This is a genomic window from Allobosea sp. FW305-C-101, assembly GCF_058783685.1.
In genome coordinates, this window is sequence record NZ_JBYSYT010000002.1 from 491,739 (window position 1) to 506,800 (window position 15,062).

Genomic DNA, 15,062 nt, shown 5'->3' on the forward strand with positions numbered 1-15,062 from the left:
CGGTCAGTGGACGCCGCTCGCGCGAGTATGACCGAAGAAGTCTTCCGGCATCGCGAGCAGGTGGCTCAGGCCGGTGCGCTCGAGCATCAGCTCGCATTCGCGCTGCGCTGCCTCGATCACAGCCTCCTCCGAGACGCTCAACACACGGCGGGCCTCCATGAGGACGCGGCCGTCGACGATCACGGTGTCGATGTCGTTGCCGTTGGCGAAGCAGGTGACGCGGAAAGCAGGCATGTTCATCGGCGCCAGATGCGGCCGGGCGAGATCGACCAGGATGATATCCGCCTTCTTGCCAGGCTCGAGCGACCCGATCTCTGCTTCGAGCCCAAGCGCGCGGGCCCCGTCGATCGTCGTCATCTCGAGCACGCGTCCGGGCGGAAGCACGGCGGGGTCGCGGAAATGCGTGCGGTGATAGTGCATACATTGCTGCATGTGGCGGAACATGTCGGCCGAGCGGTCGGGCGCCGTTGCATCCGAGCCTAGGCAGACCGTGACGCCTGCGTCGAGCAGCTCCGTCGCCGGGCAGCGGCCAAGGATAGAGGCCACTGCGCTCGGATTATGCGCGATCCGGGTGTCCGTTTCGGCGCAGATCGCGATGTCGCGCTCGGTCAGATTCGTGGCGTGCGAGAGCAGCGCGTCGGGTCCCAGCAGACCCATCGCGTGAGCGTAGGCGACGCTGTTTCGCGTGTGGCCGTCCTGTGTGAACAGCGTCCCGGTCTCGCGGGACAAGGCACGGGCGGCGAGCGTCTGGCGCCTCGCTTCCTCAAGTGTCGCGGAATCGAGGCTATCGACATGCTCGTCGCGCAGCGTCGGCGTCAGCATGGCGATGCGGATGCGGTTGCCGAGCGCCCCGTGCCAGCGCGTAATCACATCCCGGCAGGTCCGCATCTGGCGATCGAAGTCGACTTGAAAGTCGTTGCGCTGATCGCCATCCCAACGTGCATATGTCCGCGGATGCGGCGGCCGCGTTGGACCGATCGCGACGATCGAGCGGGTCCCGACCTGGGCGACGCCTTCGCAATGAGCTGCCGCATAAATGGTGTCGTCGGTGCGCATGATACTGTCGCCGCCACCGAGGAGGGAGACGCCGGTCGTCACTCCGAAGCGAAGACGCTCGATCGCGGCCAGCTGTGCCTCGGCATGCCAGAAGGCTTCGGACGAACCAAGCGTGTAGGCTTGCTCACAGGCGTCGTACCAAAGGTCGCTGCGGCCGCCGCCCATCGTCTTGATCAATCCGTGGCCGGCATGGGCATGGCCATCGATCAGGCCAGGCATGATGGCCTTTCGCCGGGCGTCGATCACGCGCGGGGCCGTGTGCCGGCGGGCGATCTCCTCGCTCGGACCGACATCGACGATGCGGTCGCCCGCTACCGCGACGGCTCCGTCTTCGAGGATGCGTCGCGACGCATCCATACTGATGACGACGCCGCCCGTAACAATCAGATCAGCCAAGCTCATCTCCCTCGACCCGCAGCACCGCGCGCTTCGTGACTAAGACATACCGATGGTATACACATGGGATGGTGTGACGTGAACCCTTCGAATCCGGGTTCCGATGGGAGATTGCCTGCTACGTTGGGCGGAGCACCCGTTGCGTCCGGTGAGGAAATGCGGCAGCTCAAATGGAAGAATGAAGGATCCTCGCATTGACCGCTGACCAAGCTTCGATCTCGACACTCGGCCATTCCACCTATGAGCGGCTGCGCGACATGATCCTCAATGGTGAATTGCCTGCGGGAGCCTCACTGCAGGAGAAGAAGCTCGCCGAGCGTCTTGGAGTTTCCCGCACGCCAGTGCGGGAAGCTACGATGCGACTTATGATGGAAGGGCTGGTCCTGCGTACAGCTGGGCTGACCCCGGTCGTGCGCCGTCTCTCCACAGACGACTTCATCGAAATCCTGCATGTCAGGCGACTACTCGAAGTCGAGGCTGCCGGACGAGCCGCCGAAACAGGCGGATCTTCAGAACTTCGTGCGATTGCCGCCCGCATCGCTGAATTTCGGGATGGTTACGAGCCTACGCCCGAAGAGCATGTGGCCGTTGATGATCGACTTCACCAAATCATCGCAGGTCTTGCGGGGTCCCGCCTCCTGGCGGAGATGATCGACGATCTTCGCAAGAAGACCAAAATCTTCGACATGGGACGGTTGCCCGAGCGCTTTGAGCCAGGGGTGCATGAGCACCTGGAGATCATCGATGCTGTATTCGCGCGGGACGTGACACGTGCGCAAGATGCGATGCGAGCTCACATCGACAATGTTCGATCTAGCGTCATGAATCACTTGCGCAGGTTGTTCTGAGGGGCGCCATGAGCGGACATGGGGTGACTGCAAGGAAGCGGACCTTCATCTTGCGCTGGACGGACAGCTACCTCGCTAGTCTGCGCTTAGTCGGGACCTGAGATTGATCGGCCGAACGCAATGCTTCGCAGCGGTCACGTCTCCATGGCACAGCCCAGGCGCGCGAGCGTGGCATCGATCCAGCTGCGATCGTCCTTGCCTTGCTCAATCGCCTGCATCTTCCGCTCCTCCATCGCATGCTTCTTGTGCGCGGCGGCATAGATCGTCTCGGCCTGGTCGAAGGGCACACAGAGAATGCCGTCGTCGTCGCCGATGACGAGGTCGCCGGGCTCGATCACCATGCCCTCGATCGCGATCGGGACGTTGATCTCGCCGGGGCCGTCCTTGTAGGGGCCGCGATGGCTGATCCCGGCGGCATAGATCGGCAGGTCGTTCTCGCGGATCCAGGCGGAATCGCGGACCGCACCGTGAAGCACGATGCCGGCGACGCCGCGCGTGCGGGCGTGGGCGATCATCAATTCGCCGATCAGCGCATTGGTAAGGTCGCCACCGCCATCGACGACGACGATGTCGCCGGGCGCGGCGAGGTCGAGCGCCTTGTGGATCATCAGGTTATCGCCCGGCCGCGTCTTCACGGTGAGCGACGGGCCTGCCATCACGCCGCCGCGATGCAGCGGGCGTAGCGAGGCGCCGCCGGCGGTCATGCGCGACATGGAATCGCTGACATTGGCGACCGGTACCGTGCGGAAGCGCTCGACGAGGCCGGCATCGACCTGGCGGCGGCGCTTGAGGATGCGAAATCCGATCATGGGACGTCCTTGGTTGTCACGGCTGGCCGGCGCGGCGAACCGGGCGGTGCAGCGGCTGGGAGGATGATGGTCTGTGAAGGGGCGGAGCGTGCCGGCGCGCTCAGGTCGCGCCGGCCTCCTCCTCCTGATCGACACGGGCCTTGCCGCGGCGGATGGCGGGCAGGGCCATGCTGACCAGGAGCAGCAGCGAGAGCGAGAGGAAGGTCAGGCTGATCGGGCTCTTCACGAAGATCGAGAGATCGCCTTCCGACAGGAGCAGCGCCCGGCGGATGTTCTCTTCCATCATCGGGCCGAGAACATAGCCGAGCACCAGCGGGGCCGGCGGGCATTTCAGCTTGGCCAAGACATAGCCGAGCACGCCGATCGCCGCGCAGAGATAGACGTCGATCGCGCTGTTGTTGAGGCTGTAATTGCCGAGCGCGCAGAACATCACGATCGCCGGGAACAGCCAGCGATAGGGGATGCTGAGCAGGCGCACCCAGAGGCCGACAAGCGGCAGGTTCAGCGCGACCAGCAAGGCGTTGCCGATGAACATGCTGGCGATGACGCCCCAGAACAGTTCGGGATTGCGGGCCATTACGGTCGGGCCAGGCTGGACGCCGTTCATGATCAGCGCGCCGAGGATCAGCGCCATGGTCGCGCTGCCGGGGATGCCCAGCGTCAGCGTAGGGATGAAGGCGGTCTGCGCGGCTGCGTTGTTGGCGGCTTCCGGCGCTGCGACGCCCTCGATCGCGCCCTGGCCGAAGCGGGACGGGTCCTTCGCCAGCTTCTTTTCCAGCATGTAGGAGGAGAAGGAGGAGATCGACGGGCCGGTGCCCGGCAGGATGCCGAAGAAGGCGCCGATGGCGGTGCCGCGCAAGGTCGGCAGGAAGGAGGCTTTCAGGTCGCTCCAGCTCGGCATCAGGCCGCCGACGTTTTTCGTGAAGACCTCGCGCGCCTCCTTCTGCTCCAGGTTGATGACAACCTCGGAGATCGCGAACATGCCGACGGCGAGCACGGTGAAGCCGATGCCGTCGGCGAGTTCGGGCAGGCCGAAGGTGTAGCGCTCGACGCCCGAGTTCACGTCGGTGCCGACAAGCCCGATCAGCAGGCCGACCACGACCATGGCGAGGGCCTTGACCATGTCGCCATGGCTCAGCACGGACGCCGCGACGAGGCCGAGCACCATCAGGGCGAAGTAATCCTCGGCGCCGAAGCGCAGCGCCCAGGAGGCGAGCGGCACGCCGAGCGCGACGATCAGGAGCGTGCCGATGCAGCCGGCGACGAAGGAGGAGAGGGCGGCGATGGCGAGAGCGGCGCCGGCCCGGCCGCGGCGGGCCATCTGGTAGCCGTCGAGGCAGGTGACGGCCGACGAGGTCTCGCCGGGCAGGTTGACCAGGATCGCCGTGGTCGAGCCGCCATATTGCGCGCCGTAATAGATGCCCGAGAGCATGATGACGGCCGAGACCGGCGGCAGCCCGAAGGTGATCGGCAGCAGCATCGAGATCGTCACCAGCGGGCCGACGCCCGGCAGCACGCCGATCAGGGTGCCGAGCAGCACGCCGAGGAAGCAATAGGCCAGGTTCTGCAGCGACAGGGCGACGCCGAAACCGAGCACGAAGTGATCGATGATCTCCATGGCTCAGAAGTTCCAGGCGAAGAGGGCGTAGGGCAGCTTCAGGCCCCAGACGAAGACGGCGGCGGCGAAGACCGACATCACTGCGGTCAGGACGAGCACCTCCAGCGCCTTGAACTCGTGGCCGGCACGGGCCGAGACGAAGAACAGGGCGAAGAGCGCCGGCACGAGGCCCAGGCGTTCGAGGAGGAAGCCGAAAAGCAGGAGCGCGGCGCTCAGCAGGAATAGCGGCAGCCAGGCCCAGCCGCCCTCGACCGGCATGCAATGGCGCAGCCCTTTGAGGAAGGTGACGATGCCGAAGCCGATCAGGACGACGCTGAGAATGCGCGGGAAATAGCCCGGACCCATGTCGATCGTGGTGCCGAACTTGTAGCCGAGCGCGATCGCGAAGCCGAGTGCGCCGAGCCCCATGAACAGCAGGCCGGCGAGGGCGTCCTGGTTCTTGAAGATGCTGGTTTTCATAGCCGATATCCGACGTGATGCCGGGCGGCGCAGCTTGGGCACCGCCGGGACACAGGCTTTCAGGATGGACACGCGCTGGGCCGAGAGGCCGCCGCCTTCAGGCGCGGTCTCCCGGCCCAGCGTCATCGGCTCAGTCGGAGACCTTCACGTCGGCCGCCTTGATGACCGCGGTCCATTTCGGCACATCGGACTTGATCAGCCCGCCGAATTCCTCGCTGCTGCCGCCGAGCGCCTCGGCGCCGGCCGAGCGCAGCTTGGCCTGGGTGTCGGGCTGCTTCAGCACCTTGTCGAGCTCGGTATTGATGCGGGCGACGATCGGCGCGGGCACGCCCGCGGGCGCCGCGAGGCCCCACCAGGTCACGGCCTCGGAGTTCTTCAGGCCCTTCTCCTCGAAGGTTGGGACATCCGGCAGGTCGGCGTCGCGCTTGTTGGCGAAGACCGCGATCGGGCGCAGCACGCCTTCCTTGATCTGCACCATCGCGGAGGGCACAGAGGAGATGTAGATCTCGACGCGCCCGCCGAGCAGATCCGGCAGCGCCTGGGCCGCGCCCTTGTAGGGAACGTGGCGGAACTTGACGCCCGCGATCTGCTGGATGAGCTCGCCGGCCAGATGCGAGCTGGTCCCGACGCCCGGCGAGGCGAAGGTGAGCTTGCCGTCCTTGGCCTTCGCCGCGGCGAGCAGGTCTTCGACGGTCTTGATCGGCGAATCCTTGGCGACGACGAGGACCTGCGGTGCGGAGGCGACTAGGCCGATCGGCGCGAAATCCTTGATCGGGTCGTAATTGGCCTTGCCGAGGATCGGGTTGATGACGAGGTTGGCGTTCTGCGCGAGGACGATGGTGTAGCCGTCCGGGGCCGCCTTGCCGGCGAGGCTCAGGCCGACGCTGCCGCCGCTGCCCGGCTTGTTGTCGGCCACCAGCGTCCAGCCCGTGCTCTCGCCGAGCTTCTGCGCGATGACGCGCGCGACGACGTCGGTGCCGCCGCCCGGGGGAAACGGAATGACGAGACGGATCGGCTTCTCCGGATATTGCTGGGCCGAGGCCGTCGTCGCGAGCGCGGACAGGGCCAGCGCGGCGAGCGCCTTGTAGACAATCCTCATGGTGTTCCTCCCGTTTGCTTGTTTGTCGTCCGGTATCTGGTCCGGATCTTAGGCTGCGAGTTCGGTCAACCTCGCGAGGCTGGCCGCATCCGGCTCTTCGCCGTCGAGCACGGCGATCACGTGCCGGGCGGCGATCTCGGCCATGGTCTTGGCCGATCCCGCGGTCACACCGGCGATATGCGGGGTGGCGATCAGGTTGGGCAGGGCCCAGAGCGGGCTGTCCGGAGCCGGTGGCTCGACCGCGAAGCTGTCGAGGGCCGCGCCGGCGATCCGGCCTTCCAGCAGCGCGGAGGCCAGCGCCGCCTCGTTGATCAGGGCGCCGCGCGCCGTGTTCACGACAAGCGAGGTCGGCTTCATCAGGCCGAAGCGGCGCGCATCCAGCAGATCGCGCGTGGCATTGGTCAGCGGGCAATGCAGGCTGACGATGTCGACTTCCGCAATGAGGCTGTCGAGATCGCGTTCGCAATCCGCACCGAACTGCGCGATCGCCGCGCGGGCATGGGGATCGTGTAGGAGGACGGTCATGCCGAGCCCCTGCGCCATCCGGGCAACATGCTGGCCGATCGAGCCGAAGCCGACGAGGCCGATTACCGTGCCGATGATGTCGCGCCCGATGAAGCTCGGCTTCGGCCAGGTGCCGGCTTTCACGGCTGCATCGAGGCGCGGGATGTCTTTCAGCAGGGTCAGGGCCAGCGCAATGGTGTGCTCGGCGACGGCGCGCGAATTCGAACCCATGGCGCGGATGACGGGGATATCGCGCGAAGCGGCCGCCTGCAGGTCGATATTGTCGACGCCGACGCCGTGCTTGGCGATGACCTTCAGGCGCGGCGAGGCGGCGATGATCGCCTCGTCGACGCGGCCCTGGCGGACGATCAGCGCATCGACCTGCAATTCGGTCGCGCGCTGAGCGACCTGCTCGCTCGGTGCATAGGCGGGCGAGAAGAAGACGTCGACATCATGCGCGTTGAGAAGCTCGATGGCGTTTTCGGCCAAACGGTCATGCGTGACGAGCACGCGCCTGCCGCGGGTGCGGGCACTGGTATCGGTCATCTCTGCGTTTCCTCACGGCTGCCTCGCGTCCCGCTTCACAGCAGTTGGGCGCCTTTCGGGAATACTATTGACCAAGGCGGCTAGGCCCGTATGCTGAAATAATGACATATATCAATGATCTTTTGTCATGAAACATCCGATCGACGGCATTGAGGCCTTCATCCAGATCGCGGAGCTCGGCAGCTTCAACAAGGCGGCCGAGCAGCTGCATGTCACGCAGACCGGCCTGACGCGGCGCATCCAGCGGCTGGAGGCGCATGTCGGTCTCAAGCTGATCGACCGGACGACCCGGACGGTCGCGCTGACGAGCATCGGTCGCGAGTTCCTGCCGGAAGCCCAGCGCATGGTCGATGCCGTCGACCGCTCGTTCGAGCGGCTGAAGACGATGTCGCGCTTCTCGACCGGCGACATCACGATCGCCTCCGTCCCCTCGCTGATGTATGGGCGTCTGCCGCGCATCCTGCGCAGCTATGCCACGCGCCATCCGAACAACCGCGTCGAGATCCTCGACCGGACCAGCACGCTGGTGATCGAGGCGGTGCGGCGGCGCCAGGCCGAGTTCGGTCTGCATGTCCAACCACCGAACCAGCAGGACCTGCACAACGAGATCCTGGTCCGCGATCCCTTCGTCGTCTATTGCCGCAACGACCATCCCTTGGCAGGGCGCGAGACCATCGCTTGGGCGGATCTCGCCGGCCATGACCTGATCACGCTCGGCGGCAGCAGCGGCAACCGCCTGCTGATGGAAGCGCAGCTCTCGCGCTCCGGGATCGAGGTGAAGACCAAGTTCGTGGTCGAGTATTTCTCCAGCGCCATCGGGCTGGCCTCGGAAGGGCTGGGCATCGCCATCCTGGTGGAATCGCTCGTCGAGAACCTGCGCCCCGATCTCGCGCAGATCCCGCTGGTGGAGCCGATCGTCGATCGGCCGGTCTCGCTGGTCCGGCGGCGCGGCGAGACGCTGACTCCGGCCGCCCAGGCACTCTACAACCTGATCGTGCGCGATCTCGGTCCCCTTTAGCGGGGAATGCGCCACAAGCCGACATTCAGCGACCGCCAGGAAGCGGACATTCCGCGACCAATTTCTTAACCCGGAGCTCTGAGCGAACCGATCTCAGCTTGCGCGGCTGAAATTATGTCGATAAGTCTCGACATATGGAAAATGAGCAGGTCATCCTCGCGCTAGCTGCCTTGGCGCAGAGCACGCGGCTCGACGTCTTCCGCATTCTTGTGAGCGCCGAGCCGGAGGGATTGGCGGCAGGCGAGATCGCGCGGCGCCTCGACGTCCCCCACAACACAATGTCATCGCATCTCGGCATCCTCAGCCGGGCTGGCCTCATACGCTCAGAGAGGTTCAGCCGCTCAATCGTCTATCGAGCCGATCTCGATGCCCTGAGGTCAGTTGTCGCCTTCCTGCTCAAGGATTGCTGCGGCGGGCGACCAGAGATCTGCGCACCGCTGATGGCCGAACTGAGCCCGTGCTGCCAACCGAAGGCAACCTCCGATGTCTGAGCCGATCGAAGTAATCATCTATCACAACCCAGCCTGCGGAACCTCGCGGAACACGATCGGACTGATCCGCAATGCCGGGGTCGAGCCGCACATCATCGAATATCTCAAGGCGCCGCCCAGTCGCGCCTTGCTGAAGCAGCTTCTTGAACGCGCCGGGCTAAGCGTCCGGGAAGTCCTCCGCGAGAAGGGCACGCCCTTCGCCGAACTCGGCCTCGGCGATCCGAGCCTGAGCGACGAAACTCTCTTCGATGCCATCGAGGCGCACCCGATCCTGATGAACCGACCGCTGGTCGTCTCCCCGAAGGGCGTGAAGCTCTGCCGTCCATCCGAAGCCGTTCTGCCGCTCCTGCCGCCGCAACGCGGCGAGTTCCGCAAGGAGGACGGCGAACTCGTCGTCGACGCGGCCGTTCGGCCCACAGCTCCTGCCTGAGGTCTGCATGTCCAGTTTCGAACGCAATCTGACCATCTGGGTCGGCCTGTGCATCGTCGTCGGCATCGCACTGGGTCATCTCATGCCCGGCTTCTTCCAGGCTGTTGGCGCAGCCGAGATCGCCAAGGTCAACCTGCCCGTCGCGGTGCTGATTTGGCTGATGGTCATCCCGATGCTGCTGAAGATCGACTTCGCGGCGCTGGGTCAGGTCGGCAGGCACTGGCGCGGAATCGGCGTCACGCTGTTCATCAACTGGGCGGTGAAGCCGTTCTCGATGGCGGCGCTGGGCTGGATCTTCATCGCCTGGTTGTTCCGGCCGTGGCTGCCCGCCGAGCAGATCGATAGCTACATCGCGGGCCTGATCATCCTCGCGGCGGCGCCCTGCACCGCGATGGTCTTCGTCTGGTCGAACCTGACTAAGGGTGAGCCGCATTTCACGTTGAGCCAGGTCGCGCTGAACGACGCGATCATGATCATCGCCTTCGCCCCGATCGTCGGGCTGCTGCTGGGCCTGTCGGCGATCACCGTGCCCTGGGGCACGCTGGTTCTCTCGGTCGCGCTCTACATCGTCATCCCGGTGATCGTCGCCCAGGTCATCCGCAGCCGCGTGCTGGCGCGCGGCGGCCAGGCTGCGCTCGACCGCCTGCTCGCGAGGCTGGGGCCTGCCTCGCTCGTCGCGTTGCTGGCGACGCTCGTTCTCCTGTTCGGCTTTCAGGGGGAGCAGATCCTCGCGCAGCCGATGATCATAGCGCTGCTGGCGGTTCCGATCCTGATTCAGGTCTACCTCAATGCCGGGCTGGCCTACGTCCTGAACCGTATCGCGGGCGAGCAGCACTGCGTGGCGGGACCATCCGCCCTGATCGGTGCCTCGAACTTCTTCGAGCTCGCTGTCGCCGCGGCGATCAGCCTGTTCGGCTTCCATTCAGGGGCGGCGCTCGCGACCGTTGTCGGCGTGCTGATCGAGGTCCCGGTCATGCTGACCGTCGTCTGGATCGTGAACCGGTCGAAGGGCTGGTACGAGCGTGGTGACGGCGTTCGGAAGGTTCAAGCCGCAGAATAATTCGATAATCATGGAAATAGCGCTTGACCGTCCACTGACGGTATGGAATTTCTATTTCCATGGATATCGAAACAGCAGCGGCGCAGCTTGAGGCGCTCGGCAACCAGACGCGTCTCGAGGTCTATCGGGTTCTGGTCCGTGCCGGGCATGACGGCCTTCCGGTCGCGCAGGTGCAGGAGCGTCTCGGCATTCCGGCCTCGACGTTGTCCCACCACCTTCAGCGCCTGATCCGCAACGGCCTCGTCTCGCAAGAGCGGCAGGCGACGACGCTGATCTGTCGTGCTGTCTACCCGGCGATGGATGCGCTGCTCGGCTTTCTTTCCGACGAATGCTGCATCGAAGAAGTCTGTTCCGCATCATCCGGGAAGGCCGCCTGAGCGGTTTTTGATTTGCCTCATAATTCCATGATTCCAGCAGGAGCGGAGGATGCCGCGATGAATGAGCTTCCTGTCGTCGTGATCGGCGCTGGTCCCGTCGGCCTTGCCGCCGCGGCCAATCTCATCGCGCGCCGAATGGCCGTGAAGGTCTACGAAGCCGGGGAATCCGTCGGCGCCAACATCTGCGAGTGGGGCCATGTTCGCCTGTTCTCGCCGTGGGAGTTCAACGTGGACCCGGCGAGCAGAAAGCTGCTCGAGGCCGCGGGTTGGGCCGGGCCGGACAAGCAGGGCTATCCGACGGGACACGAACTGGTCGATCGCTACCTCGCTCCCTTGGCGGGGACGGCCGAGCTCGCCCCGGTTATCGAATACGGCGCCCACGTCATGGCGATCGGACGCCGCGGCATCGACAAGGTGGTGAGCCGGGATCGCGAACTTCACCCGTTCCAGCTCGTCATTCGCGACCGGGACGGGGGCACGCGCCGCGTGCTGGCCCGCGCAGTCATCGACGCTTCTGGAACCTGGACCACTCCAAACCCGGCTGGGGCGGGCGGCATGCCCGTCGATGGGGAGGAGGCGTCTGCGGAGCGGATCGCCTACGGTATCCCGGACGTGCTCGATGCCGACCGCGAGACGTATGCGGGACGCACGACGCTCGTGCTCGGCGCCGGGCATTCCGCCGCGAACGTCCTGCTCGACCTTACCGAGTTGGCCGAGCAGGACGGCGCAACGAAAGCGATCTGGGTGACGCGCGGCCGCGACCTGTCCCGGGTCTATGGCGGTGGCGCGAATGATCAGCTCGCCGGGCGCGGCGACCTCGGGACACGGCTGCGTCAGGTTGTCGATAGCGGCCTGATCGAACTCGTCCGCGGCTTCGCCCTTGCAGGCTTCCGGCAGAAAGGTGGAAGCCTGCTGGTCAACGGCGAGACACCGGAAGGAGGTCGCACGATCGGCCCGGTCGACCGGATCGTCGCCTGCACGGGACAGCGCCCGGATCTCAGCCTGACCCGAGAGCTTCGCGTCGAGCTGGATCCCTGGCTCGAGAGCACCCGCATGCTCGGGCCGATGATCGATCCCAACCTGCATTCCTGCGGATCGGTGCCGCCGCATGGACATCGCGAACTGTCGCATCACGAGCCGGACTTCTACACGGTCGGGATCAAGAGCTACGGGCGTGCGCCGACCTTCCTGATGCTCACGGGCTTCGAACAGGTCAGATCGGTCGTCGCCGCCATCGCCGGTGACATGGTGGCGGCAGACGACATCAAACTGGTTCTCCCGGAGACGGGCGTGTGCACGACAGCCCCGGTAGGCGCGTCGTCATGCTGTGGTGGCCCCGCGCCGGACCCCGTCGCGGCATGTTGCGCCGATGACGCCCGTGCGAAGGCCGATGGTCAGGCCGGCTGCGGTTGCGGCCCCGCCAAGCTCCCGGAACCCGCGACGACCTCCTCCTGCTGCGGCAAGGTCGCGTGACTGATCGAAACCGGCTGACGGTGATCTCGGCTCTGGGCGTCGTTCAAATCCTCGCCTGGGGTTCCTCCTACTATCTCCCGGCGGTTCTCGCGGCCCCCATCGCTGCCGATACGGGATGGCCGTTGTCCTGGATCGTAGGCGCGCTTTCGGTCGGCCTGCTCACGGCGGGCGCCGTTGCGCCGTATGTCGGACGCCTCATCGGGCAGACTGGCGGAAGGCCGGTCCTGGCTGCTGCGGCCATTCTCATCGCTTGCGGGCAGCTCATCCTCGGTCTGTCGCCGAACCTTCCCATATTCGTCCTCGGCTGGGTCGTCTTGGGGGCCGGCATGGCGGCCGGTCTCTATGACGCGGCCTTCTCGACCCTCGGGCGCCTGTATGGCGGAAGCGCGCGATCGGCGATCACCGTGCTGACGCTTTGGGGCGGCTTCGCCAGCACGGTCTGCTGGCCGCTGTCAGCCTATCTCGTCGAGCAATTCGGTTGGCGTGGCACATGCTTCGTCTACGCAGCCATCCAGCTTCTGATCTCATTGCCACTCGTGCTGACGATCCTGCCGCGCGTTCCACCGGACCTGCCGAACGCGACGACGGGGATTTCCGGGGCAGCATCCGGCCTGCTCCCGGCGGAGCGTCGCGCATTCCTCCTTCTCTCCGGCATCGTCGTCATCGGTGGCGCGATCGGCGCGATCGTCGGGGTTCATCTGCTGACGCTCCTCCAGGCGCAGGGAAGCGGTCTTGCGGCCGCCGTGGCTCTCGGCGCGCTCGTCGGTCCAGCGCAGGTCGGCGGTCGAGTGATCGAGATGGCGGGCGGAGGGCGGCATCATCCGCTCTGGACCATGAGTGCCGCACTCGGGCTGATCACGATCGGACTTGGATTGATGGCGCTCGATGTCGGCCAGATCGGGCTTGCGATCATCCTCTACGGGGCAGGCAACGGCGTTTTCTCGATTGCTAAGGGTACGCTTCCGCTGGCCCAGTTCGGCCCTCAGCGCTACGCGGCGCTGATCGGAAGGCTGGCGCGGCCAAGCCTCATCGCGCAAGCGATCGCACCGACCGCAGGTGCCTTGCTGCTCGATCGCATGGGCTCGCTGCCGACATTCGGCGCGCTACTGTGCCTCGCGCTCCTCAATGTCGTGCTCGTTGCCGGGCTCTGGCTCGACCGACGCAACTGGCCTCTCGCGACCAGCCAATGACAACCTCCGTAAGCGCTCGGGCTGGTGGCGATGGCGAGCCGCAGTCGCAGGAAAGAGGCTGGCCTTCAATTTAGAAAGATTCTAAATAGAGGACATCAACGTCCGGTGACAGCACGATGCCATCTCTCTTTCCGATCTTCCGCTCCAGCCGCCGCCGGTTCGACGATCTGGGCCCACAGGAAATCCTGTCGCTCGCCATTCTGTCGGAAGAGGAAGACGGGCGGATCTACGCAGCCTATGCGGCCAACCTGCGCGAGACCTATCCCGCCTCGGCCGCGATGTTCGACGCGATGGCTGCCGAGGAAGACGAGCATCGACGCGCCCTGCTCGATCTCTATGTGAGCAAGTTCGGGCCGACGCTTGTCCCGATCAGGCGCGAGCACGTCGAAGGCTTCTATGCGCGGCGGCCTCTCTGGCTGGCGAAGACCCTGCCGCTGGAGCGGGCACGCGCCGAGGCGGCGGACATGGAGCGGCAGGCCGAAGCGTTTTATCGGCTGGCCGCCTCGCGCAGCACGGACGCAGCGACCCGCAAGCTTCTCGGGGACCTCGCGGTTGCCGAAGCTGCGCATGAGCGCCGTGCGGTCGCGCTTGAAGATGGATTATCGACAGGAGATGAGGGCCGGCAGGAAGAAGAGACCGCGAAGCGCCAATTCGTCCTGACCTGGGTTCAGCCGGGGCTGGCAGGCTTGATGGACGGCTCGGTATCGACACTGGCGCCCATTTTTGCGACGGCTTTCGCGACGCAGAACCCTTGGACGACGTTTCTGATCGGGCTTTCGGCGTCGATCGGCGCAGGCATATCGATGGGCTTCACCGAAGCGGCCCATGACGACGGCAAGTTGTCGGGACGTGGCGCGCCGTGGAAGCGAGGCCTGGCCTCAGGCGTTATGACGGCGCTCGGCGGGCTCGGGCACGCGCTGCCCTATCTCATTCCGCATTTCTGGACAGCGACGATCATCGCTCTGTGCGTCGTGTTCGTCGAACTCTGGGCGATCGTCTGGATCCAGAACCGCTACATGGAGACGCCCATCGGACGCGCCATGTTCCAGATCATTCTCGGCGGCCTCCTCGTCCTGGCCACGGGCATTCTGATCGGCGGCGCATGACATTCAAAGGATAATGCGATGGCTTCCGTCCAAACCTCGATCCGCTACGACAATACCAGCATCCGCTTTCACTGGCTGACCGCGGTGCTGATAGCCCTACTCTGGCTGGTGGCTCAGAGTGAAGCGATCCTACCCAGGGAGTGGCGGCACGGCATGTGGTCGGCCCACATCATGCTCGGAGGCCTGCTTATCGTCGTCTATGCAGGTCGGCTATTTTGGCGGCTGACGAGAGGGTCCAAACCCGCATCAGTGAATTCCGGCATCTTCCGAGCTATCGAAAAGGCCGTTCACGTCCTTCTTTATGTGCTTATCGCGGCGACTCTCGTCGTGGGCCTCGCCAATGTCTGTGCGCGTGGCTGGGACCTGTTTGGCCTTGTCCAGATCCCCGCATTCGCCGCAGACGACCGCGCTCTGCGTCGCTCGATCAATGGCTGGCACGAGCTTGCGGCCAACTGTCTTGTGGGCTTAGCCCTTGCTCATGCCGTTGCGGCGCTGTTCCACCAATTCGTACTCAAGGAAGCGGTTCTGTCTCGTATATCCACTTGGAGGTGAGGACGGGTCGACCCGGCATTATTCGTATCG

Annotated in this window: 16 protein-coding genes; 10 read left to right on the forward strand and 6 right to left on the reverse strand. The window is 65.3% G+C overall.

Annotated features, from left to right (window positions below; all coding sequences use genetic code 11):
* Positions 1 to 3: 3 nt before the first annotated feature.
* Entirely contained in the window at positions 4 to 1,458 is a 1,455-nt protein-coding gene (locus AC3WMA_RS09870) for an amidohydrolase family protein (protein ID WP_492285202.1), read from the reverse strand.
* Positions 1,459 to 1,646: 188 nt separating this feature from the next.
* Here AC3WMA_RS09870 and AC3WMA_RS09875 point away from each other — a divergent pair, with 188 nt between their 5' ends.
* Complete coding sequence (locus AC3WMA_RS09875; protein ID WP_492285203.1) at positions 1,647 to 2,300, forward strand: GntR family transcriptional regulator; 654 nt, start codon at positions 1,647 to 1,649, stop codon at positions 2,298 to 2,300.
* Between the two features lie 134 nt (positions 2,301 to 2,434).
* On the opposite strand, the gene AC3WMA_RS09880 is transcribed toward AC3WMA_RS09875, so the two are convergent.
* From AC3WMA_RS09880 to AC3WMA_RS09900, 5 genes are all read right to left on the reverse strand, one after another.
* Positions 2,435 to 3,109 (reverse strand): RraA family protein, encoded by a 675-nt coding sequence (locus tag AC3WMA_RS09880; protein WP_492285204.1) that lies wholly within the window; start codon positions 3,107 to 3,109, stop codon positions 2,435 to 2,437.
* 100 nt (positions 3,110 to 3,209) lie between these two features.
* The gene (locus AC3WMA_RS09885; RefSeq protein WP_492285205.1) at positions 3,210 to 4,727 is read right to left on the reverse strand and encodes a tripartite tricarboxylate transporter permease; all 1,518 of its coding nucleotides are present in this window, start codon (positions 4,725 to 4,727) and stop codon (positions 3,210 to 3,212) included.
* Between the two features lie 3 nt (positions 4,728 to 4,730).
* The gene (locus AC3WMA_RS09890) at positions 4,731 to 5,186 is read right to left on the reverse strand and encodes a tripartite tricarboxylate transporter TctB family protein (protein ID WP_492285206.1); all 456 of its coding nucleotides are present in this window, start codon (positions 5,184 to 5,186) and stop codon (positions 4,731 to 4,733) included.
* 130 nt (positions 5,187 to 5,316) lie between these two features.
* Entirely contained in the window at positions 5,317 to 6,285 is a 969-nt protein-coding gene (locus tag AC3WMA_RS09895; protein WP_492285207.1) for a Bug family tripartite tricarboxylate transporter substrate binding protein, read from the reverse strand.
* Positions 6,286 to 6,333: 48 nt separating this feature from the next.
* Positions 6,334 to 7,335 carry a hydroxyacid dehydrogenase gene (locus AC3WMA_RS09900; RefSeq protein ID WP_492285208.1) on the reverse strand — a complete coding sequence of 334 codons (1,002 nt, stop codon included), beginning with the start codon at positions 7,333 to 7,335 and terminating at the stop codon, positions 6,334 to 6,336.
* A gap of 127 nt (positions 7,336 to 7,462) precedes the next feature.
* Here AC3WMA_RS09900 and AC3WMA_RS09905 point away from each other — a divergent pair, with 127 nt between their 5' ends.
* The 9 genes from AC3WMA_RS09905 to AC3WMA_RS09945 all read left to right on the forward strand — a co-directional run bounded on the left by AC3WMA_RS09905 (position 7,463) and on the right by AC3WMA_RS09945 (position 15,032).
* Positions 7,463 to 8,353, forward strand: a complete 891-nt coding sequence (locus AC3WMA_RS09905) for a LysR family transcriptional regulator (RefSeq protein ID WP_492285209.1) — start codon at positions 7,463 to 7,465, stop codon at positions 8,351 to 8,353.
* Between the two features lie 134 nt (positions 8,354 to 8,487).
* Positions 8,488 to 8,844, forward strand: coding sequence for an ArsR/SmtB family transcription factor (locus AC3WMA_RS09910; RefSeq protein ID WP_492285210.1), 357 nt, complete (start codon positions 8,488 to 8,490; stop codon positions 8,842 to 8,844).
* Positions 8,845 to 8,848: 4 nt separating this feature from the next.
* The gene (gene arsC, locus AC3WMA_RS09915; protein ID WP_492286083.1) at positions 8,849 to 9,274 is read left to right on the forward strand and encodes an arsenate reductase (glutaredoxin); all 426 of its coding nucleotides are present in this window, start codon (positions 8,849 to 8,851) and stop codon (positions 9,272 to 9,274) included.
* Between the two features lie 7 nt (positions 9,275 to 9,281).
* Positions 9,282 to 10,334, forward strand: coding sequence for an ACR3 family arsenite efflux transporter (arsB, locus tag AC3WMA_RS09920; protein WP_492285211.1), 1,053 nt, complete (start codon positions 9,282 to 9,284; stop codon positions 10,332 to 10,334).
* Positions 10,335 to 10,393: 59 nt separating this feature from the next.
* Complete coding sequence (locus AC3WMA_RS09925) at positions 10,394 to 10,711, forward strand: ArsR/SmtB family transcription factor (protein ID WP_492285212.1); 318 nt, start codon at positions 10,394 to 10,396, stop codon at positions 10,709 to 10,711.
* 57 nt (positions 10,712 to 10,768) lie between these two features.
* On the forward strand, positions 10,769 to 12,184 hold the full coding sequence (locus AC3WMA_RS09930) for an NAD(P)-binding protein (protein ID WP_492285213.1): 1,416 nt from the start codon (positions 10,769 to 10,771) through the stop codon (positions 12,182 to 12,184).
* The gene (locus AC3WMA_RS09935; protein ID WP_492285214.1) at positions 12,181 to 13,374 is read left to right on the forward strand and encodes an MFS transporter; all 1,194 of its coding nucleotides are present in this window, start codon (positions 12,181 to 12,183) and stop codon (positions 13,372 to 13,374) included. The genes AC3WMA_RS09930 and AC3WMA_RS09935 overlap by 4 nt, the downstream gene beginning before the upstream one ends.
* Positions 13,375 to 13,490: 116 nt before the next feature.
* Positions 13,491 to 14,480, forward strand: a complete 990-nt coding sequence (gene mbfA / locus AC3WMA_RS09940; RefSeq protein ID WP_492285215.1) for an iron exporter MbfA — start codon at positions 13,491 to 13,493, stop codon at positions 14,478 to 14,480.
* A gap of 18 nt (positions 14,481 to 14,498) precedes the next feature.
* Entirely contained in the window at positions 14,499 to 15,032 is a 534-nt protein-coding gene (locus AC3WMA_RS09945; RefSeq protein ID WP_492285216.1) for a cytochrome b, read from the forward strand.
* Positions 15,033 to 15,062 lie beyond the last annotated feature (30 nt).

Coding starts and splice junctions, on each gene's coding strand:
- AC3WMA_RS09910 (WP_492285210.1), top strand. CDS start 8,488: ATGGAAAATGAGCAGGTCATCCTCGCGCTAGCTGCCTTGGCGCAGAGC.
- AC3WMA_RS09925 (WP_492285212.1), top strand. CDS start 10,394: ATGGATATCGAAACAGCAGCGGCGCAGCTTGAGGCGCTCGGCAACCAG.
- AC3WMA_RS09895 (WP_492285207.1), bottom strand. CDS start 6,285: ATGAGGATTGTCTACAAGGCGCTCGCCGCGCTGGCCCTGTCCGCGCTC.
- AC3WMA_RS09900 (WP_492285208.1), bottom strand. CDS start 7,335: ATGACCGATACCAGTGCCCGCACCCGCGGCAGGCGCGTGCTCGTCACG.
- AC3WMA_RS09880 (WP_492285204.1), bottom strand. CDS start 3,109: ATGATCGGATTTCGCATCCTCAAGCGCCGCCGCCAGGTCGATGCCGGC.
- mbfA (WP_492285215.1), top strand. CDS start 13,491: ATGCCATCTCTCTTTCCGATCTTCCGCTCCAGCCGCCGCCGGTTCGAC.
- arsB (WP_492285211.1), top strand. CDS start 9,282: ATGTCCAGTTTCGAACGCAATCTGACCATCTGGGTCGGCCTGTGCATC.
- AC3WMA_RS09930 (WP_492285213.1), top strand. CDS start 10,769: ATGAATGAGCTTCCTGTCGTCGTGATCGGCGCTGGTCCCGTCGGCCTT.
- AC3WMA_RS09945 (WP_492285216.1), top strand. CDS start 14,499: ATGGCTTCCGTCCAAACCTCGATCCGCTACGACAATACCAGCATCCGC.
- AC3WMA_RS09870 (WP_492285202.1), bottom strand. CDS start 1,458: ATGAGCTTGGCTGATCTGATTGTTACGGGCGGCGTCGTCATCAGTATG.
- AC3WMA_RS09885 (WP_492285205.1), bottom strand. CDS start 4,727: ATGGAGATCATCGATCACTTCGTGCTCGGTTTCGGCGTCGCCCTGTCG.
- AC3WMA_RS09905 (WP_492285209.1), top strand. CDS start 7,463: ATGAAACATCCGATCGACGGCATTGAGGCCTTCATCCAGATCGCGGAG.
- AC3WMA_RS09890 (WP_492285206.1), bottom strand. CDS start 5,186: ATGAAAACCAGCATCTTCAAGAACCAGGACGCCCTCGCCGGCCTGCTG.